The organism is Ruegeria sp. BC5 (genome assembly GCF_056539205.1).
The window spans coordinates 767,261-791,328 of the sequence record NZ_JBQFUN010000001.1 but is presented as its reverse complement, the minus strand read 5'-3'; the positions used below and the strand labels follow the sequence as shown (position 1 = coordinate 791,328).

Genomic DNA, 24,068 nt, shown 5'->3' with positions numbered 1-24,068 from the left:
TCAAAGGCGGGGGAGACCCCGCCTTTTTTACAAACCAATGATGGGTTTTTTCGGGTCCAGAATCTCTTCTTCGTCGATGTATTCCTGGAACTTTTCCTGGGGCAGGGCAGAACGTACTGCCAACCCAAAGATCACAGCAGAAAACAACACGCACAGCGCAATATCCCACCCAAACGGGATTTGCTGCAGCGCGCCATCCCCGAACTGTCCGAGATATGAGATCAGGCCGACACCCACCAGATAAGGGAGCAGCCATAGCGCTTCGGTCACGTCCATCTCATCCAACCTGTTGCGGAACCGTACCAGCAGCAGGGCCATCCCGATGGCAAGGGCGACACCCAGACGCCAGACCGTGTCCCAACCGCTCCAATAAACCACAAGGGTTGCGATGGCGAAGGCCGAGACCGCAACCAGTTTCACGGCGGGGATGCGGATGGATCTGGGGCGATCCGGCATCAGATGGCGCAGGCACACGACGGCGATAGGGCCGACCGCAAAAGACAGCACGATGGCGGCGCCGTTCAAGGCGATGACAGTGGTAAAGGGAACCGTCAGCAGGAACAGGGTACCGATCAGGAAATTCAGTGCCAGTGCCCAAAGGGGCACTCCGAACGACGACAGCATCATCAGGCGTGACGGTAAAAATCCGTTTTTTGCCAAAGCCATAGCGATCCGCGCATTTGATCCGGTTGAGACAAGGCCATTGCCGAACGGACCGATGACCGACCCGATGTTCAGTACGCTCAGGAACCAGACAAACCCGACCGATATGATGACGCCGTCCAACGGGCCCTGACCGCCGAAACTCAAGCTGGCCCAACCGTTGCTCAGCATTTTCGAGTCGAGTGCACCGATAAAGGCGATTTGCAAGCCCACATAGATCAACGCGCAAAGCACGATGGACAGAATCAGTGCGGCAGGGATGGCGAATTTGGGGTTTCGAACCTCACCGGCCATATCAACCACATGACGAAAGCCGATGAAGGAGAAGATAACGCCTCCGGTCGAGACAGCAGCCATGATGCCTTGCAGCCCATAGGGTGCGAATCCATCTGGTTGAGTGAAGTTCTGAGTGTCGAACCGATTGCCGATCAACAAGGCGGCCAATACGATTGGAATTGCGATCTTGGCCCATGTCAGCGTCGCGTTCACCTGAGTGAAGAACTTGACGCCTAACGCGTTAACCGCGACGAACAGCAGCATGAAGAACAGCGCCACGGTGATTCCCGCGCCAGACAGGTCACCTGTGTCTGCTGTGTGGAGCCAAGGGGCGTAGGGGGCCAGGTACTTCAGCATCGCCTCGACCTCGATCGGGGCGGTGGTGTTATAGCCGATCCAGGCGGTCCAACCCATCGTCATCGAGACGATATTGCCATGTGAAAACTGCGGCACCCGCGCGATGCCCCCTGGGATCGGCAGCATGGCCGATATTTCGGCGAAGGTGATTGCCAGAATGAACATGGCCGCGGCGCCAATGATCCATGAAAAGATGGCAGCAGGCCCTGCATGTTGCACCGCCAGCAGCGGACCAAATAGCCACCCAGAGCCAATGATTCCACCAACCGAGATGAAGGTTAGCCCAACGAGGCCGATGTCCCGCTTCAATCTGGCCACGATCCTACTCCATCCCAAGGCGCCACAAAATTATGCGGCCGTCCAAAACAGGATACGCAGCCCAGGAGAAATCTGGCAAGTATCCGTCAAGACAAGGAAATTTGGATGGTGCCTACCAATGAGAGGAATGGTGGGTGATAAGAGATTTGAACTCCTGACATCTTCGATGTGAACGAAGCGCTCTACCACTGAGCTAATCACCCATAAGCGCGCCTAATACAGAGTGTTCCGCAGGCTTGCAAGGGTACCCAAAGGGTAAAATTTCTATGCTGCGGACACAAAAAAACAGGCAGCATAAACCTGCTGCCTGTTGATTTCGCATACAGCCTTACAGGATGAAGTCGTTCGCTGTCAGGTCGTGTAGACCAGATAGCTTGATGACCATCTCAGGATCACTGTCATTGTCTGTGTCAACGTAAACCAGGGTCTGGTCGAATGCCGTGCCAGCGTTGTCCTGCTTGACGAAATAGATCTCACCTTCGTCGGACGATCCGATTGGGGTCGTGCCGTTGAAGACGAAAGCGTCATCGCCAACAAGAACCGTGCTGGCGTCGATACCGCTCAGATCGATCTTGTCTTCGCCTTGGGTGAAATCCGTGATCTTGTCGGCCAGAGACCCTTTGGTACCGCTGTCGGTGATATCATTAAAAACAAACGTATCCGTTCCGATACCGCCGGTCATCGTATCCACGCCGGCGCCGCCGATGATCGTGTCGATCCCTTTGCCACCGAAGATCGCATCATTGCCTAGACCACCGTCAATGATATCAGAGCCGTTGCCACCACGCAGTGTATCCCAACCATTGCCACCGGAAATCGTATCTTTGCCAACGCCACCCTGAAGCAGATCCGCGCCTTTCTGGCCGTCAAGCGTGTCGTTTCCATCGTTACCAATAAAGGTGTTTGCCAGATCATCGCCAGTAAGCTGATCGTCCTGCGCAGTTCCTACGGCGTTTTCGACCAAGGTGATCGTATCCATGCCGTATCCGGTATCCTGAGCGGTCGTAACCGACAGATCCACGGTCGCAGCAGATGAGCCGTTGAACGAGAGGGTATCAATCCCAAGGCCACCTGTGATGGTGTCGTTGCCATCGCTGTCTTTGATGATGAAATTGTCCAAACCGTTGCCGCCGGTCAGGGTGTCGTTGCCTTGACCACCGATCAAGAAATCGTTTCCTTGGCCGCCTTTAATGGTGTCGTTGCCATTTCCGCCTGCAATCAGGTCATTGCCACCATTACCGACCATGAGGTTTGCAACGTCGTTGCCATAAAGGAAGTCTCCGGCGTGGCCACCAGCAGCGTTTTCAATGACAACACCATTGGCGATCGTGAAGCCACCGCTGACCCCGGCCGCGTGCGACGGCGTTCCCCCAGCATCGTGGCCTTCCAGATCAGCTGCCTTCAGGCTGATCCTCACGCTTTTCCAAAGGCCACTGGCTGAAATTGTATCAGTTCCACCCGTATCCCAGATCGCTTCCCAATAGGTGCCGGGAGCATTGGACCCTTTCAAAGAATAGACGTTGTTGCCCGTATTGTTTGACGTGGTTCCATAAATCGCTTGAAGAGCGGCGATGTCCAGTGCCATGGGCGAGGCTACGCCGCCGTAGTTGAACGAAGGCAGTGGCACAACCTGCGGGTAGCCAGAATTATAGGACATGATCGTGTAGACGGCTTGGTTCTGACCATCGGTTCCATAGTCATCGAACGCCTGTGTCACACCATCGAAGACGGTTGATTGTCCACCATTGTCATGCGGATGTGCAAGGCCGAGGCCATGCATGATCTCATGCACAATGGTTGCAAATCCTTCGCCGCCCTTTGCCAGCGCGGATTGGCTGAACAGAGGAGTATCGTATGCGAACCAGCCAAACAGGGTGTTGATACCAAACCCTTGCAGAATGGGATCGCTTCCGGGCACTTGGTGTGCGCCGAGGCCGCCATCAAGGGATTGGGTTGTAACTAGACCCCACGAGATGTTTTCGTAATAAGGCGTCCCCTGAGGCGATAGGAAATTGACCTCGACAAAATCAATCGGGATGTATTGTTCGATCACGGCCAGGGCTTGGCGGAACGCCTGTTTTTCATGGGGGAGAAAATCTACGAAGCCCTGAACCGACGAGTCCCCGAATGAATAGGTAATCGTGCCAGCCGGTCCTCCGTTATTTGTGCCAAGGTTCCAAGAGGTCCCCCAAATCAATCCGTCAACATATTCATGACCGGTTGGGCTGGCGCCCGGGTAATTCTGATTTGCAACTGACATTCCGCTATTTCCATCATTAACAACGCAACCGATAGGTCATCACAAATCATGACTTTTGATTGCGTTAAGCTTCCTTCCGATCTCGTAAGCCGAGATTTTGTTATCCGCTGGGATACTTCACTTCGAGACTTGCCTGCGCAAGTTTGCCGACACGTATTTTTGATTTTGTGGGGGCAGTGTCGCCTCTTGCACACGCAATGTGGCTGAATAATGGCGGGGGTTTCAAGCCGCCCAAAAGGTCGTTTTGCTAGATACAGATATATCGAGGATTATGTTCGGGTTTTTCAGAAAGCATACAACTTATGAGTGTGTTTCTTTGGAATCGTTTGAAAGAAAAATCCTTGGATATTTCGGCATTTACAAATTTAAGAATCATTTTAGTTAAAGTGTGTTTGGGGTCTTGCGGTAGCTTCGGAAAGGTCTGGTTCCGAAGAAGGTGCGTCGCGAAGCCCGGAAACAATTTCTGCCTTCTTTAAAAAAACTTCAAAACCCCGCTTGACGATGCCGGGGCGTGGCCATAATACACCCCAACGTTCAGCATCGAACGGGCAGCGGGCGGTTGTAGCTCAGTTGGTTAGAGTACCGGCCTGTCACGCCGGGGGTCGCGGGTTCGAGCCCCGTCAACCGCGCCATCGCTGCCAGCCTTTGATCCGGGTTAATGGATCGCACATAGACCCTAAATGCGCGGTTGTAGCTCAGTTGGTTAGAGTACCGGCCTGTCACGCCGGGGGTCGCGGGTTCGAGCCCCGTCAACCGCGCCATTTTCCTGAAATACCGAATATTCAATCAACCCCTTCCGGGGCACGCATCGGATCGGGGTCATACTGTCAGGAGATGTCGGCAATAATCCGATTGTTCACACTTTGTTCTAACTTTTCTATTGGAGACTCGGAGCCGCTCGCCTATTTCTAGGACACTTGTGTGTTGGGGGCCAAAATGGCTGAGCTGAAAAATATCGAGGTGCGCGGCGCGCGCGAGCATAACCTCAAGGGCATTGACGTGGATATTCCGCGCGATCAGCTGGTGGTGATCACCGGGTTGTCGGGTTCTGGCAAGTCGTCTTTGGCCTTTGATACGATTTATGCCGAAGGTCAGCGTCGCTATGTCGAAAGCCTGTCGGCTTATGCGCGCCAGTTCCTTGATATGATGGAAAAGCCCGATGTGGATCATATCAGCGGCCTTTCCCCGGCAATTTCGATCGAACAGAAGACCACGTCGAAAAATCCGCGTTCGACCGTTGGGACGGTGACCGAGATTTACGACTATATGCGTCTGTTATTTGCGCGCGCGGGGACACCCTATAGTCCGGCTACTGGGCAGCCCATCGAGGCACAGCAGGTGCAGGACATGGTCGACCGCATCATGACGATGGAGGAGGGCACGCGCGGCTATCTGCTGGCCCCCATTGTGCGGGACCGGAAGGGGGAGTACAAAAAGGAATTCCTCGAACTGCGCAAACAGGGTTTTCAGCGTGTGAAAGTTGATGGCGAGTTCTATGAGCTCGATGAGCCGCCCACGCTGGACAAGAAGTTCCGCCACGATATCGATGTCGTGGTCGACCGACTGGTTGTGCGCGAGGGGATGGAAACGCGTCTGGCCGACAGCCTGCGGACCGCTCTGGATCTGGCAGACGGGATCGCGGTTCTGGAAACCGCGCCGCGCGAAGGTGATCCTGAGCGGATTACCTTCAGTGAAAATTTTGCCTGCCCGGTCAGCGGCTTCACGATCCCCGAGATTGAACCGCGCCTGTTCTCATTCAATGCGCCTTTTGGTGCCTGCCCGGATTGTGACGGCCTGGGGGTCGAACTGTTTTTTGACGAACGTCTTGTGGTGCCGGATCAGACGCTGAAGCTTTACGACGGGGCACTGGCCCCGTGGCGCAAAGGCAAGTCACCCTATTTCCTGCAGACGATCGAGGCGATTGCCCGCCATTACGAATTCGACAAGAACACCCCATGGAAAGATTTGCCCACAAAGGTACAACAGGTGTTTCTGCGCGGGTCTGGCGATGAGGAAATCCAGTTCCGTTATGACGAAGGCGGTCGGGTGTATCAGGTCACTCGCAGTTTCGAGGGCGTGATTCCCAATATGGAGCGCCGTTATCGCGAGACCGACAGCGCCTGGATTCGGGAAGAGTTCGAACGCTACCAGAACAACCGGCCGTGCGGCGCATGCCACGGCTATCGTCTGCGCCCCGAGGCTTTGGCCGTCAAGATCGCAGGTCTGCATGTGGGGCAGGTTGTTCAGATGTCGATCAAAGAGGCTCTGGCTTGGGTCGAGGATGCTCCGAACCATCTCAGCGTTCAGAAGAACGAAATCGCGCGGGCGATTCTGAAAGAGATTCGCGAGCGGTTGGGTTTCTTGAATAACGTGGGTTTGGAATACCTTACGTTGTCCCGTTCAAGTGGAACACTGTCCGGGGGCGAAAGCCAGCGGATTCGTCTGGCCAGCCAGATCGGTTCCGGCCTGACCGGCGTTCTGTACGTGCTGGACGAGCCCTCAATCGGGCTGCACCAGCGGGACAACGACCGCCTTCTGGGCACGCTCAAGAACCTGCGCGATCAGGGCAACACGGTGATCGTCGTCGAACATGACGAAGAGGCAATCCGTGAGGCCGACTATGTGTTTGATATAGGACCTGGAGCCGGTGTTCATGGCGGACAGGTGGTCAGTAAGGGAACACCTGAACAGATCGCTTCAGATGCAGCCTCTATGACCGGTCAGTATTTGGCAGGCACACGGGAAATTGCCGTTCCAACAGAACGGCGCAAGGGGAATAAGAAAAAGGTCTCGGTGGTTAAGGCAACGGGCAACAACCTGAAGAACGTCACCGCCGATTTCCCGCTGGGTAAGTTTGTCTGCGTGACCGGAGTGTCGGGCGGTGGCAAATCGACATTGACGATTGAGACGTTGTTCAAAACCGCTTCGATGCGTCTGAACGGTGCGCGCCAAACTCCGGCACCCTGTGAGACGATCAAGGGACTGGAACATCTGGATAAAGTCATCGACATCGACCAGCGGCCTATCGGGCGGACTCCGCGTTCGAATCCAGCAACTTACACTGGGGCCTTCACTCCGATCCGTGATTGGTTCGCCGGTTTACCCGAAGCCAAGGCGCGTGGTTACAAGCCGGGTCGGTTCAGCTTTAACGTCAAGGGCGGCCGGTGCGAGGCCTGTCAAGGTGACGGCGTCATTAAGATCGAGATGCACTTTCTGCCCGATGTTTACGTCACCTGCGAAACCTGCAAGGGCGCGCGCTACAACCGCGAAACGCTCGAGATCAAGTTCAAGGGTAAGTCCATCGCCGATGTTCTTGATATGACAGTGGAAGATGCGCAGGAGTTCTTTAAGGCCGTGCCCTCGATCCGCGACAAGATGGATGCGCTGGCACGGGTCGGGCTTGGCTATATCAAGGTCGGTCAGCAGGCGACTACGCTGTCTGGTGGTGAGGCGCAGCGGGTGAAGCTGTCAAAGGAGTTGTCCAAGCGTTCAACCGGGCGGACTTTGTATATCCTGGACGAGCCAACCACCGGTCTTCATTTCGAAGACGTCCGTAAGCTGTTGGAAGTGCTGCATGAACTGGTCGATCAAGGCAATACGGTTGTGGTGATCGAACACAACCTGGACGTTGTGAAAACCGCCGACCACATCATTGATATCGGCCCCGAAGGTGGCGATGGTGGTGGTGAGATCGTCGCGACCGGCACGCCCGAGGATGTGGCTGCAGTGGAACGCAGCCATACGGGGCGGTATCTGAAGCAGATGCTTGAGGGCGCGCGTGTTGCTGCGGAATAGGGGGCTGATCCTCAGTTGAGGATGTCAGCCACCGCACCGATCAGGTTCAGCACTTTTCGTGTATCAGGATCGACGCGATAGACATAGTCACCTGCGCGGATGTAGCTGCCACGGTTCAGCCCATAGCGATACGGGTCGTTGATCCAGCGATAGTCGCGGTTGATGTAGTCGCCCGTGCGATAGAGGTTCTTAACCTGACCCGGCGGCATACACGGAACGGCTTTCTTGGCCAGTCCAGGAGGGCAATGCCCGGCTTTCCCTTTGCCGTTCCCGGCGTCGGCAAGCCCAGCGCCGAGCGCGAGCGCGAGGATTGACGTGGAAATAGTTAAGACTCGCGACATCTAACTTCCCTCTGCAAACATGCCGTAGTTAAAGACAAATGGCCGTTGGTTCCTGTATGGTCAACCCCGTGGGCAAGAAGCCGCCCACGCAGCGCGCCTAACTACGACCGCGCTTTTCGAACCGCGGCAGCATGGCAGAGAAGTCCATGCCCAATCCGCCCTCAGACTCAACGAACTGTTCATAAAGCGCGGTTGCGGCCTGACCCATCGGCGTATCGGCATCCGAGCTTTCGGCGGCCTGTTGGCTTAGACGCAGGTCTTTCAGCATCAATTCAGCGGCGAAACCGGGTTGGTAATTGTTGTCTGCCGGGCTTTCCGGCCCCACGCCGGGCGCGGGACAATAGGCGTTCATGGTCCAGCTATAGCCCGAGGATGTGCTGACCACATCAAACATCTTTTGCCTGTCCAGGCCCAGTTTATCTGCCAGGGCAAAAGCTTCGCACGTGGCAATCATGGTGACACCGAGGATCATGTTATTGCAGATCTTGGCAGCCTGACCGGCGCCGGATTCACCGCAATGAACGGCTTTTTGACCCATGATATCGAACAGCGGCGCGGCTTTCGCAAATGCGGCATCGCTGCCACCTGCCATGAAAGTCAAAGTGCCAGCCGCTGCGCCGCCGATACCACCCGAAACAGGGGCATCTACCGCCAGAATTCCAGCCTGTTTTGCCTGATCCGCGACGGCGCGGGCGCTGTCGACATCGACGGTTGAACAATCGATCCACACAGACCCGGATTGCATTGCAGGGATGATCTCATCTCCGACAGCGCGCAAGATTTTTCCGTTTGGCAGCATGGTGATGACGATATCGGCGTTTGCGGCAGCTTCGGCACCCGAACCGGTCATGGCAACACCAGAGACGCTGACCTCGGCCATGTCAAAACCAGTCACCTCATGCCCGGCTTTTGCCAGATTGGCGGCCATTGGATTGCCCATGTTGCCCAGACCGATAAACCCGATTTTCATCTCTCAAACCTCCTCAAATGTCAGCATGTCTTTGCCCAGTGGCTGCAGCATTTTCGACACCGCCACCGCTGGTACGGATTGGTCGGCAAACCGCCATTGTGGATTACGGTCCTTGTCGATGATCTGGGCGCGAATTCCTTCCAGAAAGTCGCCATGCTCCATCGCGCGGAACGTATAGCGGTATTCCAGTTCCAACGCCTTGCGCAGCGTCAGGCTGGGCCCCCGTAGGCGATGCAACGCTTCGATCGTACAAGCCATCGACAGCGGCGAATTGCGGCCCATCAGCGTCAGCGCGTCCGCAGCCATTGCGTCGTTGGAATGGGTCAATGCGTTTAGGACATCGCCCAGGCTTTCCCCGGCGAATAGGGCTTCGATAACGGAGTGCTGTTGTTCCAACGTGCTTTCGGGCGGCGGCGTGGAATGTTTTGCAATCAGTTCGGCATCACCCGAAGCCTCGAGCATCTCGATTAAGGCTGACCAATCCGATATCGGGATGAAGTGGTCGGCAAAACCGGCAAAGACGGCGTCTCCGGGGCCCATGCGATGACCGGTTGTGCCTAGGTATTCGCCTAGACGACCGGGGGCCAGCGCCAGCATCAATGTGCTGCCCACATCCGGCAAAAGCCCAATCGAACATTCCGGCAGAGCAATCTTCGAGCTTTCCCCAACGATCCGGTGGCTGCCATGGCATCCAATGCCCACGCCACCGCCCATGGTGAAACCCTGAAGAAAGCTGATGACCGGTTTGGGGTATTCGAAGATCAGCGCATTCAGCCGGTATTCATCGCGCCAGAAGGTACGTCCAAAATCGAAATCCCCCTTGCTGCCTGACGCGTAAAGGTCGGCGATATCGCCGCCCGCACAAAAGGCCTTGTCGCCTTCGGCGTCCATGACGACCAGATCCACGGCATCATCTTCGCGCCAGTTGCGCAGGGCCGTGTCGATGGCCATGCACATATCATAGGTCATCGCGTTCAGGGCCTTTGGTCGGGTCAGGGTGATGCGCCCGGCGCGACCAGTGATGCGGATGTCGATGTCTGGCATGAGTTCCTCAGTGTTCGGCAAGCATTTGACGGGCGACGATGACCCGCATGATTTCATTGGTGCCTTCCAGAATCTGGTGAACCCGCAGATCACGCACCAGTTTTTCGATGCCATAATCGGCCAGATAACCATAGCCACCGTGCAATTGCAGGCATTGGTCGACAACTTTCGATCCAGTCTCGGTCACAAATTTCTTGGCCATGGCGCAAAACTTGGTGGCATCGGGCGTGCCCTGATCCAGCTTCCAGGCGGCCTGCCGCAGGAAGGTACGTGCGGCTTGCAGTTCGATCTCCATATCCGCCAGCCGGAATTGTAGCGCCTGAAACTGGTCGATCGATTGGCCGAATGCCTTGCGTTCAGACATGTATTGCAAGGTCATGTTGAGCCCGGACTGGGCAGCCCCCAGGGAACAAGAGGCGATATTGAGCCGCCCGCCATCCAGACCTTTCATCGCATATTTAAACCCATCCCCTTCGGTGCCCACCAGATTTCCGGCCGGGATGTGGCAGTCATCGAATTGCACCTGCGCTGTCGGCTGGCTTTTCCAACCCATCTTTTGTTCCAGCGCGCCAAAGCTGAGGCCCGGCGTGCCGTCCTCGACATAAACCGTTGAAATGCCCTTTGGCCCATCCTGGCCGGTGCGCACCATGCAGACATAGGCATCAGAGTAACCACCACCCGAGATAAAGGCCTTGGTGCCGTTCAGCGTATAGCCCTCATTCGTGCGATCCGCGCGGGTTTTCAGTGCAGCTGCGTCCGAGCCTGATCCGGGTTCCGTCAGGCAATAGCTGAGGATGGTATTGAGGCTTAGCACATCCGGCATGATGCGGGATTTCAGATCGTCGCTTCCGAAACTGTCCAACATTTTGGCGCACATGTTGTGGATCGACAGAAAGGCCGCGACGGAAGGGCAAGCCATTGACAGCGCTTCGAACACCAATGTCGCGTCCAGACGGGTAAGGCCGGACCCGCCGCCGTCTTCCGAGACATAAAGCCCGCCGAACCCCAACTCGCCGATTTGCGGCCAAAGGTCTTTGGGTATGGTTCCGTCAGCCTCCCACTGGCGTGCGTTCGGGGCGATCTTGTCCTGCCCGAAATCATACGCCATGTCGAAGATTGCGGTTTGCTCTTCTGTCAGTGCGAAATCCAAGGCTTGCCTCCCACGCTGCCGAATGAATTGAACGACTGTTTATTTCCGAATTCTTACAGAAATTTTGCACGGCCAGCAATCGGCAGCGGCATTAAAGATCGTGATGAAATTCTTCGATCAGGTGCTGCACGACGGCTTTGCCGGGATCATCGCCGCGTGCTGCAGCTTCGGCATGGACGCGGCGCTGTCGGGTGGCCGACGTGCCGGTCTGTGCGATTTGCTGCAGGCGCGCCAGCTCGGTCATGGTGCCTAGTGCCTCGGCGTCTTCAGCCAGCATTCCCATCAGTTCACCCATCAACTCGGGCATGGGTTTTATTGAACGGTCGCCAAAGTCGATCAGACCTTCGCCCACGCCGTAGCGCTGCGCGCGCCAACGGTTTTCGCTGATCAGGAACTGATCGTAATGCCGCCAGCGCAGATTGCGGTCCTTCAGGCGGCACAGCATGCGGGTCAACGCCTGGACCAGGGCCGCCAACGATAGTGTGTGCTCTAACCGTGGCTGCACATCCATGATGCGCGTTTCCAGCGTGGGAAATCGGTGTGACGGGCGCAGATCCCACCAGATTTTTGTCGTGTCTTCGATCACGCCAAGTTCGACCAGAATACCGGTAGTGCGTTCATAATCCGACCAGCTGGCCAAAACCGGCGGCAAACCCGTGCGCGGCAGGTTGTCAAAAACGGTCAGGCGATAAGATGACAGGCCAGTGTCCTCTCCATTCCAGTAGGGGGACGACGTCGACAGGGCCAACAGATGCGGCAGGAAGTAGGACAGCTGAGGCATCAGGTCAGCGCGCATGGCAGGGTCTTCGACACCTACATGAACGTGCATCCCGCAGATCAACATGCGCCGGGCCACGCCACCAAGGGCATGTTGCAGCGCGTCATAGCGATCCTTGCGGGTGTGGTGCTGTTTCTTCCAGTCGGCAAACGGGTGGCAGGACACGGCAATTGGCGCGAGGTTGTATTCTGCAGCCCGACTCGCAACGCATGAACGTAGGCGTTTCAAGTCTTCTCGGGCTGATTTGACTGTTGAATGTGGCCGGGTGCCGACTTCGATCTGGCATTGCAGGAATTCGGGGCTGACCTGTCCTTCGAAATCCGCTTGGCAAGCCTCCATCAGGGCAGTGGGTGCTTGCGCAAGTTGCAGGCTGTCGCGATCGACCAGCAGATACTCTTCTTCTATGCCCAGCGTGAATTCCTGCTGCATGGCGACCCTCGTACTACTAATCCGACCAGTGAATACGGAAATTTCTGTTTTGCCAAGCGTTTGGGGTGGCTCATCTTGCACAAGCCCGGCCCGCACGGGTATGGAACACGCGAACCGCAAATTGGAGCCGTCCGTGAAACCCAGAAAATTCCCACAGATCAATGCAGCCCTTGATGAGTTGGGGGTGAAGCTCGTCGATAAGGTCACAGAACTGGACGAGCGTGCGCGGCTTGAGGCGTTTGAAAGGGCAGGCGGATTGACCCGCCCGGCCTATGCCTTGTCGCCGGGGATGGAGGGATTTGATATCACCGAGCTGGTTGCAGAATATGGTCAGCACGCTGCCGCACTGGAGGCGTTGAAAGACCCTGCGCGCAATCAAACCGGCTATCGCCAGGGCAATGGATATTACGACAGCCCGGATGCTGACGCCTTGTACCTGATGGTCCGGCGGTTCGCACCCAAACGCGTGATTGAGGTCGGCTGCGGCAATTCAACCCGCGTCACCCGGCAGGCCGTCATCGACGGCGGTTTTGATACGCAGATCATTGCGATTGATCCGTATCCACGGGCGGATATCGCGCATGTCGTCGATCACTTTGAACAGAAGCGGCTGGAAGAGGTCGATCCGGCGCTGTTCGATCAGCTTGAAGCAGGTGACGTTCTGTTCATCGATTCCAGCCACGTCGTACGGATGAGCAACGACGTGGCACATCTGTTCTGCCGCATCATTCCCGCGCTAAAGCCGGGTGTGGTGATTCACGTACATGATGTTTTTCTGCCCTTCGAGTACCCCAAGCGGTTCTTCTATGATTGCCCCGGATGGGGAGAGCAGTACATCCTACATGCTTTGTTGCAATCTGGCGCGTATTCATTGCTTTGGCCGGGGTACTTCCTGCAACAGGATCGTCCTGATGCGGTTGAAGCATTGCCGTTTCTCAAAGACGGGCGCGCGCAGAGTATCTGGGTTCAAATCAAAGAAAAGTGATCCGGGCTGGCTGAACCTCCGTAACTCTTTTCATAACAAGCTGGAGAGGAGATAACAGCCATGTTTCGCCGCACATTCATGGGCGCCGCCGCCGCACTTGCACTTGCACTGCCCGTCAAGGCACAAGCTGCCGACATCGTGGACACCGCCGTTTCGGCCGGATCGTTCAACACTCTGGTCGCCGCTGTGCAGGCCGCAGGTCTGGTTGACACGTTAAAAGGTGATGGACCGTTCACCGTTTTTGCACCCACAGACGAAGCTTTTGCCGCGTTGCCTGAAGGCACGGTTGAAACGCTGCTATTGCCGGAAAATAAGGATCAACTGGTCGAGATCTTGACCTATCACGTGGTCCCGGCCAAGGTGATGTCAGGTGATATTGCCGGCAAACGCGCCAAGGTTCGCACGGTGCAGGGCGACCAGCTGAGCGTGAACGCCAAAAAAGGCGTCAAGGTCAATGATGCCAAAGTTGTGCAGGCCGACATTGAAGCCAGCAATGGCGTGATCCATGTAATCGATGCGGTGATCCTGCCGGAATAACGACCCCCGCTAAGTAGAAAGCCCCGGTCCTGGTGGCCGGGGCTTTTTTGTCAAACCAGTCTGACCTGAGTTCCAACCTGGACCAGAGGATACAGTTCCTCAACGTGCTGGTTGTAAAGGCCGATACACCCTGACGAGCTTTGGCGGCCAATCTTGCGCGTGTCATGGGTGCCATGCACCAGATAAGCGGGCCAGCCCAGATACATGGCGCGAGTCCCCAACGGGTTGCCGGGATCGCCACCTTCCATGCGTACGGGCAGGGATGGATCACGTTCACGCATAGACGCGGTTGGAGTCCAGCTTGGATTTTCAGTCTTGCGCTTGACCTCGGTATAGCCGCGCTTGGTAAGCTCTTCGCTCATCGGAACTGAGCTGGGGTACAGCTTATACGTTCCGTCCGGTCCCCAGTAATGCACTGCTCGGCTAGTGATATCGGCCAGCAGGCAGCCGACGCCCAGCTCATCGAAGTGATCCTGCCAGTTCTGCTGTGAGAACGATGATACATTGCGGCGTACTGGCAATTGCGTGCTGATGGCCTCTTCATCCACCGGGAAGGCATCAGAGCTTTGAGCGCGCACCAAGGCGGGCGTCGCCAAAAGAGAAGCTGCGCCCAACAGGGCAGAGCGGCGGGTCATGTACGGATTTGACAAAGCGGCCTCCGGTATTCGTACTGCTCGAAACTAGGAAATTGGCAACAAACTATTGTCGCTTTAGTTGCTTTTCCAGTGCCAGAGCTGTGAATTTATCGTGAAGCCGGGATTTTCTTATCCACTGTGGCAATACTTCGCCAAAAAATACCGGCCCGATGGGGGCCGGTATTGGTGATAGGCGTTTTTGCGGATGCAGATCAGTCCATCGCTTTGAAGTTGAACTCGCCACCTTCTTTGATGCCCGACGGCCAGCGCGAGGTCACGGTTTTGGTGCGGGTGTAGAACTTGAAGCTGTCTGGGCCGTGCTGGTTCAGGTCACCAAACATGGACTTTTTCCAACCACCAAAGGTGTGATAGGCCAGCGGAACCGGGATCGGAACGTTGACGCCGACCATGCCGATGTTGACACGGCTCGCAAAGTCACGCGCGGTATCGCCATCGCGGGTGTAGATCGCGGTACCATTGCCATATTCATGGTCCATCGCCAACTTCAGCGCTTCTTCATACGAACCTGCGCGAACGGTGGACAGAACTGGGCCAAAGATTTCTTGGGTGTATATGTCCATGTCGGGTGTGACATGGTCGAAGAGGTGCGGGCCAACAAAGAAGCCGTCTTCATATCCCTGCAAGCTGAAATCGCGGTTGTCGACGACCAGCTTTGCACCTTGTTCAACACCCGAGTTAATCAGGCCAAGAATACGCTCTTTGGCAGCACCGGTTACAACCGGTCCCATATCAACATCGTCCCCGGCGGTGTAGGGGCCAACCTTCAGTTTCTCGACACGCGGAATCAGTTTCTCGATCAACGCGTCGGCGGTCTCTTCGCCTACGGGTACAGCAACCGAAATTGCCATGCAGCGTTCGCCAGCTGCTCCGAAACCAGCTCCGACCAGAGCGTCGGCGGCTTGATCCAGATCGGCATCCGGCATGATGATCATATGGTTCTTCGCACCGCCAAAGCATTGTGCACGCTTCCCGTTTGCGGTTGCGCGGGAATAGATATATTGCGCGATCGGTGTTGAACCGACAAAGCTGACGCCTTGAATGATTTCGCTGTCAAGCAGAGTGTCGACCGCTTCCTTATCGCCGTTCACGACTTGGAATACGCCCTTGGGAAGGCCAGCTTCGACGAACAGTTCTGCCAGCATCAGCGGCACGGAAGGATCGCGCTCGGACGGTTTCAGTACCACCGCGTTGCCGCAGGCCAAAGCCGGGCCGACATGCCACAGAGGCATCATGGCTGGGAAGTTGAACGGCATGATCGAGGCGACAACACCTAGAGGCTGGCGCATCGAATACATGTCAATGCCGGGACCTGCGCTGTCGGTAAACTCACCCTTCAGCATCTGCGGTGCGCCGATGCAGTACTCGATCACTTCCAGGCCACGCTGAATGTCACCCTTGGCATCGGGGATGGTTTTGCCGTGCTCGCGGCTCAGCGCTTCGGCAAGTTTGTCCATGTCGCGGTTCATCAAGCCAACCATTGCCATCATCACGCGAGCACGTTTCTGGGGGTTCGTTGCTCCCCATTTAGGCTGAGCAGCAGCGGCATCGGCAATCGCAGCTTCGGTTTCGGTAACGCTGGCCATCGGGCAATGGGCCTGAACCTCGCCGGTGGCGGGGTTGAACACGTCGGCGAAACGGCCAGATGTACCTTCTACATTCTCGCCGTTGATATAGTGGGTCAGGTTCTGCATGACAAATTCCTTCCGGGTAGATCTGTCGGCAAAATAGACTTGCAAAAATTTGGTGAACAGAGGCAATGTTTCAAAATTGCTTTGCAAAAATGCAAAAGGGAAAATATGAATCCGAACTGGGATGATATGCGGGTTTTCCTGGCCGTCGCGCGCGAGGAAAGCCTGTCATCGGCGGGCCGTATCCTCAAGATTGATCCTGCAACTGTAGGGCGGCGCATTGCGCGGCTTGAGACAACATTGGATGCGCTGTTGTTTACGAAGTCGCAACAGGGATACATCCTGACCGCCGCAGGTGAACGCCTGTTGGACCACGGTTTGCAGGCCGAAGAGGCGATGCGCGCGGCGGCTGGTGTGGTCACTGGCTCGACCAAATCCCTTAGTGGGCAGATACGGATTGGTGCGCCCGATGGCAGCGCCAATTACCTGTTGCCACAGGTTTGTGCGAAAATCAGTGATGCCAACCCTGATCTGGACATCCAGATCCTGGCGCTGCCAAGGATCATCAACCTATCCCGGCGCGAGGCCGACATGGCCGTAACTGTCAGCGCGCCCACAGCAGGAAGGTTGTTGGTCAAGAAGATCAGCGATTATAAGCTGCATATGGTGGCCACGCAGGATTATCTGGATCGCCATGCGCCTATTGGTTCAGTCAACGATCTTAAGGGGCACCGCCTGATTGGTTACATCCCGGATATGATCTTTGACCGAGAGCTGGACTATCTCAACGATATTGGCGTTGACCGTGTCGCACTTGCATCGAATTCGGTCTCGGTTCAATTGCGACAGGTTTCGTTGGGTACCGGTGTTTGTGTTGCCCATGACTTTACTTTGCCGTTCCATCCAAACCTGCGGAAAATCTTGACGGATCAAGTGGGTTTGACGCGAAGCTTCTATCTTGTCCGGCATCAGGGCGATCAGCGCAACGAACGGTTAAACCGCTTTGCCGAGGCTTTAACGCAAGGCATCCGTGACGAAGTTGCGCGGCTTGAAGCCGATGCCAACGCTTGACAGGTCGACACAATCGCGCAACGCTTTGGATAAATTCATTATTCCGGAGGTGCTTTCATGCTCGTTCAGGGCATTCTAAAATCCAAGGCGACAGACAGCGTCGTGACGGTCGAGCCTTCGATGACTGTGTCGGAGGCTGCGAAAATCCTTGCTGAAAAGCGCATTGGTACCGTCATCGTTTCCGAAGATGGTGGTCAGACGGCAACCGGCATTCTGTCTGAACGCGATATCGTTCGTGAATTGGCTGCCAGTGGCAGCGGATGTTTGACGCAGCCGGTCAGCTCTTACATGACAAAGGATCTGATCACCACCACACGACAGGCCACCGTGCAAGACATCATGGCCCGCATGACTGAAGGCCGCTTTCGCCACATGCCCGTGGTCGAAGAGGGTAAGCTGATAGGCATTGTGACCCTGGGCGATGTGGTCAAGGCGCAATTGGCCGAGCTGGCGATGGAAAAGGATGCCCTTCAAGGTATGATTATGGGTCACTGACGGGGCTGGTTGCGATAGCAACCTCTTGCGCCGACAGCAAAGTTATGTTTGCTGACGCAGAATTTCCAGAACGCAGGAGAGCGTGATGCGGGTTGGTCTATACCCCGGAACCTTTGACCCGATAACTCTGGGCCATATTGACATTATCCGGCGCGCCTCGGCTTTGGTCGACAAGCTAGTGATTGGAGTAGCGATCAACCGCGATAAGGGACCGTTGTTTTCTCTGGAAGAGCGCGTGGCCATGATCGAGGCGGAATGTGCACTTTTGTCTGAACAAACCGGAACCGAAATTGTCGCTCATCCGTTCGAAAACCTTCTGATCGATTGCGCCCGCGATGTGGGTGCACAAATCATTGTTCGCGGGCTGCGGGCCGTTGCGGATTTCGAGTATGAATTCCAGATGGTCGGAATGAACCGTGCTTTGGACGATTCAATCGAAACCGTCTTTCTAATGGCCGAAGCACGGCATCAGGCTATCGCATCGAAACTGGTTAAGGAAATCGCGCGCCTGAACGGGGACGTGTCGAAATTCGTGACGCCCCGCGTTCATACTGCATTGCGCGAAAGGTTAGGCTAACGCGCCCATCGCGGCGGCTGTGTCCAGCATCCGGTTCGAAAAGCCCCACTCATTGTCATACCAGGCCAGAACGCGCACCAATGTGCCGTCGGTGACTTTGGTCTCGGCCAATGACACGGTCGAGCTATGGGAATCGTGGTTGAAATCCATCGACACCAATGGGCGGCTTTCGGCGGCCAGAACGCCCGGTATTTTGGCGGCGGCTTCGACGAACAGCGCGTTGACCTCTTCTTCGCTGGTGGGGCGCGATACTTCGGCCACCAGATCGACAACAGACACGTTGGGCGTCGGAACACGGATGGCCTGACCGGTCAGCTTGCCTGCCAATTGCGGCAGGACAAGACCGACAGCCGCTGCGGCACCCGTGGTGGTCGGGATCATCGACAAAGCCGCAGCGCGCGACAGATAGGGGTCTTTACCCGCGGCATCGTGAACTGGCTGGCTGGCGGTATACGCATGGACCGTGGTCATGTTGCCATGGACGATGCCAAGCCCGGCATCCAGCGCGGCGGCAACTGGCGACAAGCAGTTGGTGGTACATGAAGCATTCGAAACAACGGTATCCCCTGCTGTCAGCTCATGCTCATTCACACCATAGACGATTGTTTTGACGGCACCTTCGCCCCGCGCAGGTGCAGAGATCAGGACTTTCTTGGCACCGTTTTTCAGGTGACGTTCAGCCGCTTCGCGGGTGCGGAAAACGCCTGTGCATTCCAGAACTACGTCGATATCGGACCAATCCAGCGCTTCGGGGTCGCGCTCGCTGGACAGACGAATGGGGCCTGCGCCAACGTCCAGGCCTTCGTCGGTCAATGTCACCTTGTTGGAATAACGGCCATGTACGCTGTCGAACTCGAACAGATGCGCGTTCATCTCGGGTTTGGCCAAATCGTTGATGGTAACAATTTCTACATCTGTGCGTCCCGATTCCATCACTGCACGCAGAACTCCGCGTCCGATCCGACCAAATCCGTTGATTGCCAGCTTGAGTGTCATGTTCCGCTCCGTCCGAATTTCGACTTTAGTAAAGTTAGCGCTAACAAAGCCAGATGAGCGGAAAAGTCAAGCAAAACCTCTGTCAGCGCCAGAAAGCCAACCAATCCAGAAAGGCGTAAAGCTTTTTCCCGAGGAAAACTAAATGTTCGGGTCCAAAGATGGCGTAGTCCAGAATCAACCCTCCAAGGATCAAGAGGCCAAGCCAGATAGCGATTTGGTTGGTCATAGCGGCCCCGAACGAAAATGCCCGCCCAGATAACCTGAGCGGGCAAAAATGTTCAAGATTTCAAACCGGTCTTAGTTAAGCCGACCCATGGCAACGGCGACATCGGCCATGCGAACCGAGAAGCCCCATTCGTTGTCGTACCAGGCCAGAACCCGGACAAGGCGACCGTCTACAACGCGGGTTTGTTCCGGCGCAAAGATCGAGCTTTCTTCGGTGTGGTTGAAATCGGTCGAAACCAGCGGCGCGGGTTCATAACCCAGAACGCGCTGCATCGGGCCAAGCGCGGCTTCGCGAACGATTTCATTGACCTCTTCGACAGTCACTTCGCGCGATGAGCGGAAAGTCAGGTCCACCGCCGACACGTTCGGGGTAGGTACGCGGATGGCGGAACCGTCCAGACGGCCTTTCAGGTTCGGCAGAACCTCACCCAGTGCTTTCGCAGCTCCGGTCGATGTCGGGATCATCGACATGGCAGCGGCACGGGCGCGATACAGATCGCTGTGACGGCGATCCAGGGTCGGCTGGTCGCCAGTATAGGCGTGGATCGTGGTCATGATGCCGTTTTCGATGCCGACACCTTCGTCCAGAACCTTGGCAAGCGGAGCAAGGCAGTTCGTGGTGCAAGACCCATTCGAGACCATGTTGTCGTTGGCGGTCAGCGTGTTGTGGTTCACACCAAACACGATAGTTTTGTCGACGTTCTTGCCCGGTGCGGACAACAGAACCTTGCCGGCGCCACGCTCGAGGTGCGTTTTCGCCTTGGTGCCGTCATTGAATTTGCCGGTGCATTCCAGAACGACGTCGCAGCCTTCCCAATCCAGCTCGTTCATGTCGTAGGTCGAGAACATCTCCATCGGGCCGCGGCCCAGATCCATGGTGTTGCCATTGATGGCGATGTCGCGCGGAAACCGTCCATGAACGCTGTCGTATTTCAGCAGATGAGCCGAAGTTTCCAGCGGCCCGGTCGCGTTGACCTTGATGACTTCGATATCGTTCCGGCCTGACGCAGCGATATGCGACAGGGTGCAGCGGCCGATGCGGCCAAAACCATTGATGCCGACCTTTATGGTCATGTGACGTCTCCAAATGCGCTTGCCTTGCAGGCCATATAGCCGCGATTGGTGAATCTCAAAAGAGCAAAAGCGGCATATTTTTAATGTGTTAGCGCAAACTTCGTGCGATTGCGCTAACGCTTGCACTGGCTGTAAGATTGGGTAGGTTCCTGAGGCGGCAGGTGACAGGAAAGGTAGCGCGATGAGCGGTCTTTTGGCTCTTTTGGATGACGTGGCGGGGATCGCCAAGGTTGCAGCGGCGTCGGTGGACGACGTGGTGGCGGCGGCGGGAAAGGCCGGGGCCAAGACGGCAGGGGTGATTATTGACGATGCAGCCGTCACTCCGAAATACGTTCAGGGTTTTGCGCCTGCGCGCGAGTTGCCAATCATCTGGCGGATTGCGCGTGGATCGGTATTCAACAAGATCGTGCTGTTGCTGCCTGTGGCCCTTTTGCTGGCCAATTTTGCGCCCTGGCTTATTACGCCGCTGCTTATGATCGGTGGGTCTTACTTATGCTTCGAGGGGGCTGAAAAGATATTTCATGTTCTGTTTCCACATGGCAGCCATGCCATTGATGAAGACATGAACGTGCGCGACCCTGGTCATCTAGAGGAGCAGAAAGTCAAAGGTGCGATCAAAACGGATTTCATCCTGTCCGCCGAAATCATGACCATCGCACTGGCCGCGATCGAGGCGCCGAATCTGTGGATGCAGGCGGCGACTCTGGCGGTTGTGGGCATCGGGGTGACGGTGGCCGTCTATGGCTCGGTCGCGTTGATCGTGAAGATGGATGATGTCGGATTGTTTCTGGCAAACAATGCCCCGACACCTGTCGGGCGCGGGCTGGGGCGTGGATTGGTCAAGGCAATGCCCGGTGTGATGAAGACCCTGTCTATTGTTGGGACTGCGGCGATGCTGTGGGTCGGCGGGTCGATCATCATTCATGGGATGGAAGTTCTGGGCTTCGGCTGGCTGGGCCATCACATCCACGACTGGGCATATGCGATTGGGCATTCCGTGTCAGACGGCTGGGTAGGGGCTGTCGAATGGATTTCCAAAGCAACAATGGATGGTGTGTTTGGTCTGGCGTGGGGCTTTGTTCTGATCCCTGTAGCCACCAAGGTGATCGGGCCATTGCTATCAAAGAAGGCCGCAACACATTGAAATAAAAATAAAAAGGGCGGTTGATGCCGCCCTTTGCCTTATTCTTCGTGTGCTGGATTACAGTCCCAGCAATTTCTTGACCTTAGCAACGGTCGCCTCGGCAGTGATGCCAAAATGCTTGTACAGCTCATTCGCTGGAGCGGACGCGCCGAAGCTGGACATACCGATGAAGCCGGCCTTGGCTTCGCGGCCACGCTCACCCAATAGCCAGCGATCCCAGCCACCGACGCGAACGGCGGCTTCGATACCGACGCGGACCGGACCACCGGGTAGAACGCGCTTGCGATAGGCTTCGTCCTGCTGTGCGAACAACTCCATACAGGGCATGGACACGACGCGAGTACCAATGCCTTCAGCCTCAAGCATCGCTTTGGCTTCCATAGCCAAAGAAACCTCGGAACCCGTTGCGATCAGGATGGCCTGACGTTTGCCTTCGGCATCAGCCAGCACATATGCACCTTGCGCGGTCAGGTTCTTGGCTTTGTGTTCCGTGCGTACGGTCGGAACGCCCTGACGGGTCAGCGACAGAACGGAGGGGCTGTCCTTGAACGTCAGTGCTAGTTCCCACGCTTCGGCGGTTTCCACAGAATCTGCGGGGCGGAACACATAGGTGTTCGGGGTCGCGCGCGAGATTGCCAGATGCTCGACCGGCTGGTGGGTCGGGCCGTCTTCGCCCAGACCGATTGAGTCGTGGGTCATTACAAAGACGCTGGGAACTTTCATAAGCGCCGCCAGGCGCATGGACGGGCGGGCATAGTCGGTGAATGCCATGAACGTGCCGCCATAAGGGCGAATGCCGCCGTGCAGGGCCATACCGTTCATTGCTGCAGCCATACCGTGTTCGCGGATTCCGTAATGGATGTAACGACCCTTACGATTTTCCGGCAGGAAGACACCCATATCAGCTGATTTGGTGTTGTTCGACCCGGTCAGGTCAGCCGAACCGCCCACGGTTTCGGTCATGATCGGGTTCACGACATTCAGAACCTTTTCGGACGACGCCCGAGTTGCCAGTTTCGGCTGATCTTCCGAGATCTGCTTTTTGAACGCGCGGATCGCACCGGCCAGTTTTTTGGGCGCTTCAAACGCATAGGCGCGGTTGAATTCGGCTTGCTTGCGTTCGGACAACTGCGCGAAACGTTCTTCCCAAGCCGTACGCTCGGCGACGCCGCGGGAACCGATGGCCTCCCATGCGGATTTCACTTCGGCGGGTACATGGAACGCGTCATGCGGCCAGCCATAGCCTTCTTTCGCAGCCTTCAGTTGGTCCTGATCGGTCAGCGCACCGTGACCTTTCGAGGTATCCTGAGCTGCGTGACCCAAAGCGATGTGGCTTTCGCAGGCAATCATGGTCGGTTTATTCGACTTCTTCGCCTGTACGATGGCTGTGTCGATGGCTTGCGGATCATGCCCGTCAATCTCGATCACGTGCCAGCCCGAGGCTGCGAAACGGCGCACCTGATCGGTGCGATCAGCCATATCGACGGTGCCGTCGATTGTGATGTTGTTGTTGTCCCAGAAGACGATCAGCTTGCTCAGCTCATGACGACCGGCCAAGGTGATTGCCTCTTGGCTGACGCCTTCCATCAGGCAGCCGTCGCCGGCGATCACATAGGTATAGTGATCCACAACCTTCTTGCCGTAATGCGCGCGCTGGATTTCTTCGGCCATGGCAAAGCCCACAGCGTTCGAGATGCCTTGGCCCAGCGGGCCGGTCGTGGTTTCGATGCCATCAACCAGGAAGTTCTCCGGGTGACCGGCTGTCTTTGCACCCAACTGGCGGAAGTTCTTGATTTCCTCAAGGGTCACGTCGCCGTGGCCGGTCAAATACAGCAGCGAATAGATCAGCATCGAACCGTGACCCGCCGACAGGATAAACCGGTCGCGGTCAGGCCAATTCGGGGCCGAGGCGTCGAATTTCAGGTGCTTTTCGAACAGCACGGTCGCAACGTCGGCCATGCCCATCGGCATACCGGAATGGCCGGAATTGGCGGCGGCGACGGCGTCAAGGGTCAGGGTGCGGATGGCCGCAGCTTTGTCCCAGTGTTCGGGGTTTGCATTGCGCAGCGCAGTCAGGTCCACGGGCGTTGTTCCTTTGGATTACAGGCAGATGTGGCGCTCAATACCATCCAGCCTCCAAAGTGCAAGTAGAACCGGGATTTCTGATGAGGTAGTGGTTCAAGAAAGCTGCCCAAGTTGTTGAAAGCAAACAGTGGGTATTTTCCGCCTCGTTAGGTTAGACTAGGGCAAGACGTGGATGATATTGATTCGGACTATCCGCGATACAAGGAACCTTGGT

The 24,068-nt window shown here is 56.3% G+C and carries 20 protein-coding genes and 3 tRNA genes; 9 read left to right on the top strand and 14 right to left on the bottom strand.

Annotation, left to right across the window (positions count from 1 at the left end):
* Positions 1-27 precede the first annotated feature (27 nt).
* The 3 genes from ACR0LY_RS04030 to ACR0LY_RS04020 all read right to left on the bottom strand — a co-directional run bounded on the left by ACR0LY_RS04030 (position 28) and on the right by ACR0LY_RS04020 (position 3,874).
* Positions 28-1,614, bottom strand: a complete 1,587-nt coding sequence (locus ACR0LY_RS04030; RefSeq protein ID WP_170348570.1) for an APC family permease — start codon at positions 1,612-1,614, stop codon at positions 28-30.
* Positions 1,615-1,742: 128 nt separating this feature from the next.
* Positions 1,743-1,817: transfer RNA gene (locus ACR0LY_RS04025), tRNA-Val, on the bottom strand.
* A gap of 125 nt (positions 1,818-1,942) precedes the next feature.
* Positions 1,943-3,874, bottom strand: coding sequence for a M10 family metallopeptidase (locus tag ACR0LY_RS04020; RefSeq protein ID WP_170348571.1), 1,932 nt, complete (start codon positions 3,872-3,874; stop codon positions 1,943-1,945).
* A gap of 555 nt (positions 3,875-4,429) precedes the next feature.
* On the opposite strand from ACR0LY_RS04020, the gene ACR0LY_RS04015 reads away from it, so the two are divergent.
* From ACR0LY_RS04015 to uvrA, 3 genes are all read left to right on the top strand, one after another.
* Positions 4,430-4,506, top strand: a tRNA-Asp gene (locus ACR0LY_RS04015).
* 52 nt (positions 4,507-4,558) lie between these two features.
* Positions 4,559-4,635, top strand: a tRNA-Asp gene (locus ACR0LY_RS04010).
* 175 nt (positions 4,636-4,810) lie between these two features.
* On the top strand, positions 4,811-7,669 hold the full coding sequence (gene uvrA, locus ACR0LY_RS04005; RefSeq protein ID WP_170348572.1) for an excinuclease ABC subunit UvrA: 2,859 nt from the start codon (positions 4,811-4,813) through the stop codon (positions 7,667-7,669).
* Positions 7,670-7,680: 11 nt separating this feature from the next.
* Here uvrA and ACR0LY_RS04000 read toward each other — a convergent pair whose 3' ends face one another.
* The 5 genes from ACR0LY_RS04000 to ACR0LY_RS03980 form a co-directional block, all read right to left on the bottom strand.
* Positions 7,681-8,010 (bottom strand): hypothetical protein, encoded by a 330-nt coding sequence (locus tag ACR0LY_RS04000; RefSeq protein ID WP_170348573.1) that lies wholly within the window; start codon positions 8,008-8,010, stop codon positions 7,681-7,683.
* Positions 8,011-8,107: 97 nt separating this feature from the next.
* Complete coding sequence (mmsB, locus tag ACR0LY_RS03995) at positions 8,108-8,980, bottom strand: 3-hydroxyisobutyrate dehydrogenase (protein WP_170348574.1); 873 nt, start codon at positions 8,978-8,980, stop codon at positions 8,108-8,110.
* Between the two features lie 3 nt (positions 8,981-8,983).
* Entirely contained in the window at positions 8,984-10,024 is a 1,041-nt protein-coding gene (locus ACR0LY_RS03990) for an enoyl-CoA hydratase/isomerase family protein (protein WP_170348575.1), read from the bottom strand.
* Between the two features lie 7 nt (positions 10,025-10,031).
* The gene (locus ACR0LY_RS03985) at positions 10,032-11,174 is read right to left on the bottom strand and encodes an acyl-CoA dehydrogenase family protein (RefSeq protein ID WP_170358277.1); all 1,143 of its coding nucleotides are present in this window, start codon (positions 11,172-11,174) and stop codon (positions 10,032-10,034) included.
* Between the two features lie 91 nt (positions 11,175-11,265).
* On the bottom strand, positions 11,266-12,381 hold the full coding sequence (locus ACR0LY_RS03980) for a carboxylate-amine ligase (RefSeq protein WP_170348577.1): 1,116 nt from the start codon (positions 12,379-12,381) through the stop codon (positions 11,266-11,268).
* Between the two features lie 133 nt (positions 12,382-12,514).
* Between ACR0LY_RS03980 and ACR0LY_RS03975 the strand changes: the two genes are divergently transcribed.
* On the top strand, positions 12,515-13,366 hold the full coding sequence (locus ACR0LY_RS03975; protein ID WP_170348578.1) for a class I SAM-dependent methyltransferase: 852 nt from the start codon (positions 12,515-12,517) through the stop codon (positions 13,364-13,366).
* Between the two features lie 60 nt (positions 13,367-13,426).
* Entirely contained in the window at positions 13,427-13,903 is a 477-nt protein-coding gene (locus ACR0LY_RS03970; RefSeq protein WP_170348579.1) for a fasciclin domain-containing protein, read from the top strand.
* Positions 13,904-13,953: 50 nt separating this feature from the next.
* Here ACR0LY_RS03970 and ACR0LY_RS03965 read toward each other — a convergent pair whose 3' ends face one another.
* Positions 13,954-14,538, bottom strand: a complete 585-nt coding sequence (locus tag ACR0LY_RS03965; protein ID WP_170349399.1) for a L,D-transpeptidase — start codon at positions 14,536-14,538, stop codon at positions 13,954-13,956.
* Between the two features lie 212 nt (positions 14,539-14,750).
* The gene (locus ACR0LY_RS03960; RefSeq protein ID WP_170348580.1) at positions 14,751-16,250 is read right to left on the bottom strand and encodes a CoA-acylating methylmalonate-semialdehyde dehydrogenase; all 1,500 of its coding nucleotides are present in this window, start codon (positions 16,248-16,250) and stop codon (positions 14,751-14,753) included.
* 105 nt (positions 16,251-16,355) lie between these two features.
* Between ACR0LY_RS03960 and ACR0LY_RS03955 the strand changes: the two genes are divergently transcribed.
* The 3 genes from ACR0LY_RS03955 (at position 16,356) to coaD (ending at position 18,330) form a co-directional block, all read left to right on the top strand.
* Complete coding sequence (locus tag ACR0LY_RS03955) at positions 16,356-17,258, top strand: LysR family transcriptional regulator (RefSeq protein ID WP_170348581.1); 903 nt, start codon at positions 16,356-16,358, stop codon at positions 17,256-17,258.
* 57 nt (positions 17,259-17,315) lie between these two features.
* Positions 17,316-17,753 (top strand): CBS domain-containing protein, encoded by a 438-nt coding sequence (locus ACR0LY_RS03950; RefSeq protein ID WP_170348582.1) that lies wholly within the window; start codon positions 17,316-17,318, stop codon positions 17,751-17,753.
* 85 nt (positions 17,754-17,838) lie between these two features.
* Positions 17,839-18,330 (top strand): pantetheine-phosphate adenylyltransferase, encoded by a 492-nt coding sequence (coaD, locus tag ACR0LY_RS03945; protein ID WP_170348583.1) that lies wholly within the window; start codon positions 17,839-17,841, stop codon positions 18,328-18,330.
* Here the strand turns inward: coaD and gap (ACR0LY_RS03940) are convergent.
* The 3 genes from gap (ACR0LY_RS03940) to gap (ACR0LY_RS03930) form a co-directional block, all read right to left on the bottom strand.
* The gene (gap, locus tag ACR0LY_RS03940; RefSeq protein WP_170348584.1) at positions 18,322-19,326 is read right to left on the bottom strand and encodes a type I glyceraldehyde-3-phosphate dehydrogenase; all 1,005 of its coding nucleotides are present in this window, start codon (positions 19,324-19,326) and stop codon (positions 18,322-18,324) included. The genes coaD and gap (ACR0LY_RS03940) overlap by 9 nt on opposite strands.
* Before the next feature lie 82 nt (positions 19,327-19,408).
* Positions 19,409-19,552, bottom strand: coding sequence for a hypothetical protein (locus tag ACR0LY_RS03935; protein WP_170348585.1), 144 nt, complete (start codon positions 19,550-19,552; stop codon positions 19,409-19,411).
* 71 nt (positions 19,553-19,623) lie between these two features.
* On the bottom strand, positions 19,624-20,625 hold the full coding sequence (gap, locus tag ACR0LY_RS03930; RefSeq protein ID WP_170348586.1) for a type I glyceraldehyde-3-phosphate dehydrogenase: 1,002 nt from the start codon (positions 20,623-20,625) through the stop codon (positions 19,624-19,626).
* A 181-nt stretch (positions 20,626-20,806) separates the two neighbouring features.
* Here gap (ACR0LY_RS03930) and ACR0LY_RS03925 point away from each other — a divergent pair, with 181 nt between their 5' ends.
* Positions 20,807-21,769 (top strand): DUF808 domain-containing protein, encoded by a 963-nt coding sequence (locus ACR0LY_RS03925; RefSeq protein WP_170348587.1) that lies wholly within the window; start codon positions 20,807-20,809, stop codon positions 21,767-21,769.
* A gap of 57 nt (positions 21,770-21,826) precedes the next feature.
* Here ACR0LY_RS03925 and tkt read toward each other — a convergent pair whose 3' ends face one another.
* Positions 21,827-23,851 (bottom strand): transketolase, encoded by a 2,025-nt coding sequence (gene tkt / locus ACR0LY_RS03920; RefSeq protein WP_170348588.1) that lies wholly within the window; start codon positions 23,849-23,851, stop codon positions 21,827-21,829.
* Positions 23,852-24,068: the final 217 nt, after the last annotated feature.

What these genes read in the sequence shown, in the direction of transcription:
- coaD (WP_170348583.1), top strand. Translation starts at nt 17,839, where the DNA reads ATGCGGGTTGGTCTATACCCCGGAACCTTTGACCCGATAACTCTGGGC.
- uvrA (WP_170348572.1), top strand. Translation starts at nt 4,811, where the DNA reads ATGGCTGAGCTGAAAAATATCGAGGTGCGCGGCGCGCGCGAGCATAAC.
- ACR0LY_RS04020 (WP_170348571.1), bottom strand. Translation starts at nt 3,874, where the DNA reads ATGTCAGTTGCAAATCAGAATTACCCGGGCGCCAGCCCAACCGGTCAT.
- ACR0LY_RS03950 (WP_170348582.1), top strand. Translation starts at nt 17,316, where the DNA reads ATGCTCGTTCAGGGCATTCTAAAATCCAAGGCGACAGACAGCGTCGTG.
- ACR0LY_RS03955 (WP_170348581.1), top strand. Translation starts at nt 16,356, where the DNA reads ATGAATCCGAACTGGGATGATATGCGGGTTTTCCTGGCCGTCGCGCGC.
- ACR0LY_RS03980 (WP_170348577.1), bottom strand. Translation starts at nt 12,381, where the DNA reads ATGCAGCAGGAATTCACGCTGGGCATAGAAGAAGAGTATCTGCTGGTC.
- mmsB (WP_170348574.1), bottom strand. Translation starts at nt 8,980, where the DNA reads ATGAAAATCGGGTTTATCGGTCTGGGCAACATGGGCAATCCAATGGCC.
- ACR0LY_RS03925 (WP_170348587.1), top strand. Translation starts at nt 20,807, where the DNA reads ATGAGCGGTCTTTTGGCTCTTTTGGATGACGTGGCGGGGATCGCCAAG.
- ACR0LY_RS03965 (WP_170349399.1), bottom strand. Translation starts at nt 14,538, where the DNA reads ATGACCCGCCGCTCTGCCCTGTTGGGCGCAGCTTCTCTTTTGGCGACG.
- gap (WP_170348586.1), bottom strand. Translation starts at nt 20,625, where the DNA reads ATGACCATAAAGGTCGGCATCAATGGTTTTGGCCGCATCGGCCGCTGC.
- ACR0LY_RS03935 (WP_170348585.1), bottom strand. Translation starts at nt 19,552, where the DNA reads ATGACCAACCAAATCGCTATCTGGCTTGGCCTCTTGATCCTTGGAGGG.
- ACR0LY_RS04000 (WP_170348573.1), bottom strand. Translation starts at nt 8,010, where the DNA reads ATGTCGCGAGTCTTAACTATTTCCACGTCAATCCTCGCGCTCGCGCTC.
- gap (WP_170348584.1), bottom strand. Translation starts at nt 19,326, where the DNA reads ATGACACTCAAGCTGGCAATCAACGGATTTGGTCGGATCGGACGCGGA.
- ACR0LY_RS03970 (WP_170348579.1), top strand. Translation starts at nt 13,427, where the DNA reads ATGTTTCGCCGCACATTCATGGGCGCCGCCGCCGCACTTGCACTTGCA.
- ACR0LY_RS03990 (WP_170348575.1), bottom strand. Translation starts at nt 10,024, where the DNA reads ATGCCAGACATCGACATCCGCATCACTGGTCGCGCCGGGCGCATCACC.
- ACR0LY_RS03960 (WP_170348580.1), bottom strand. Translation starts at nt 16,250, where the DNA reads ATGCAGAACCTGACCCACTATATCAACGGCGAGAATGTAGAAGGTACA.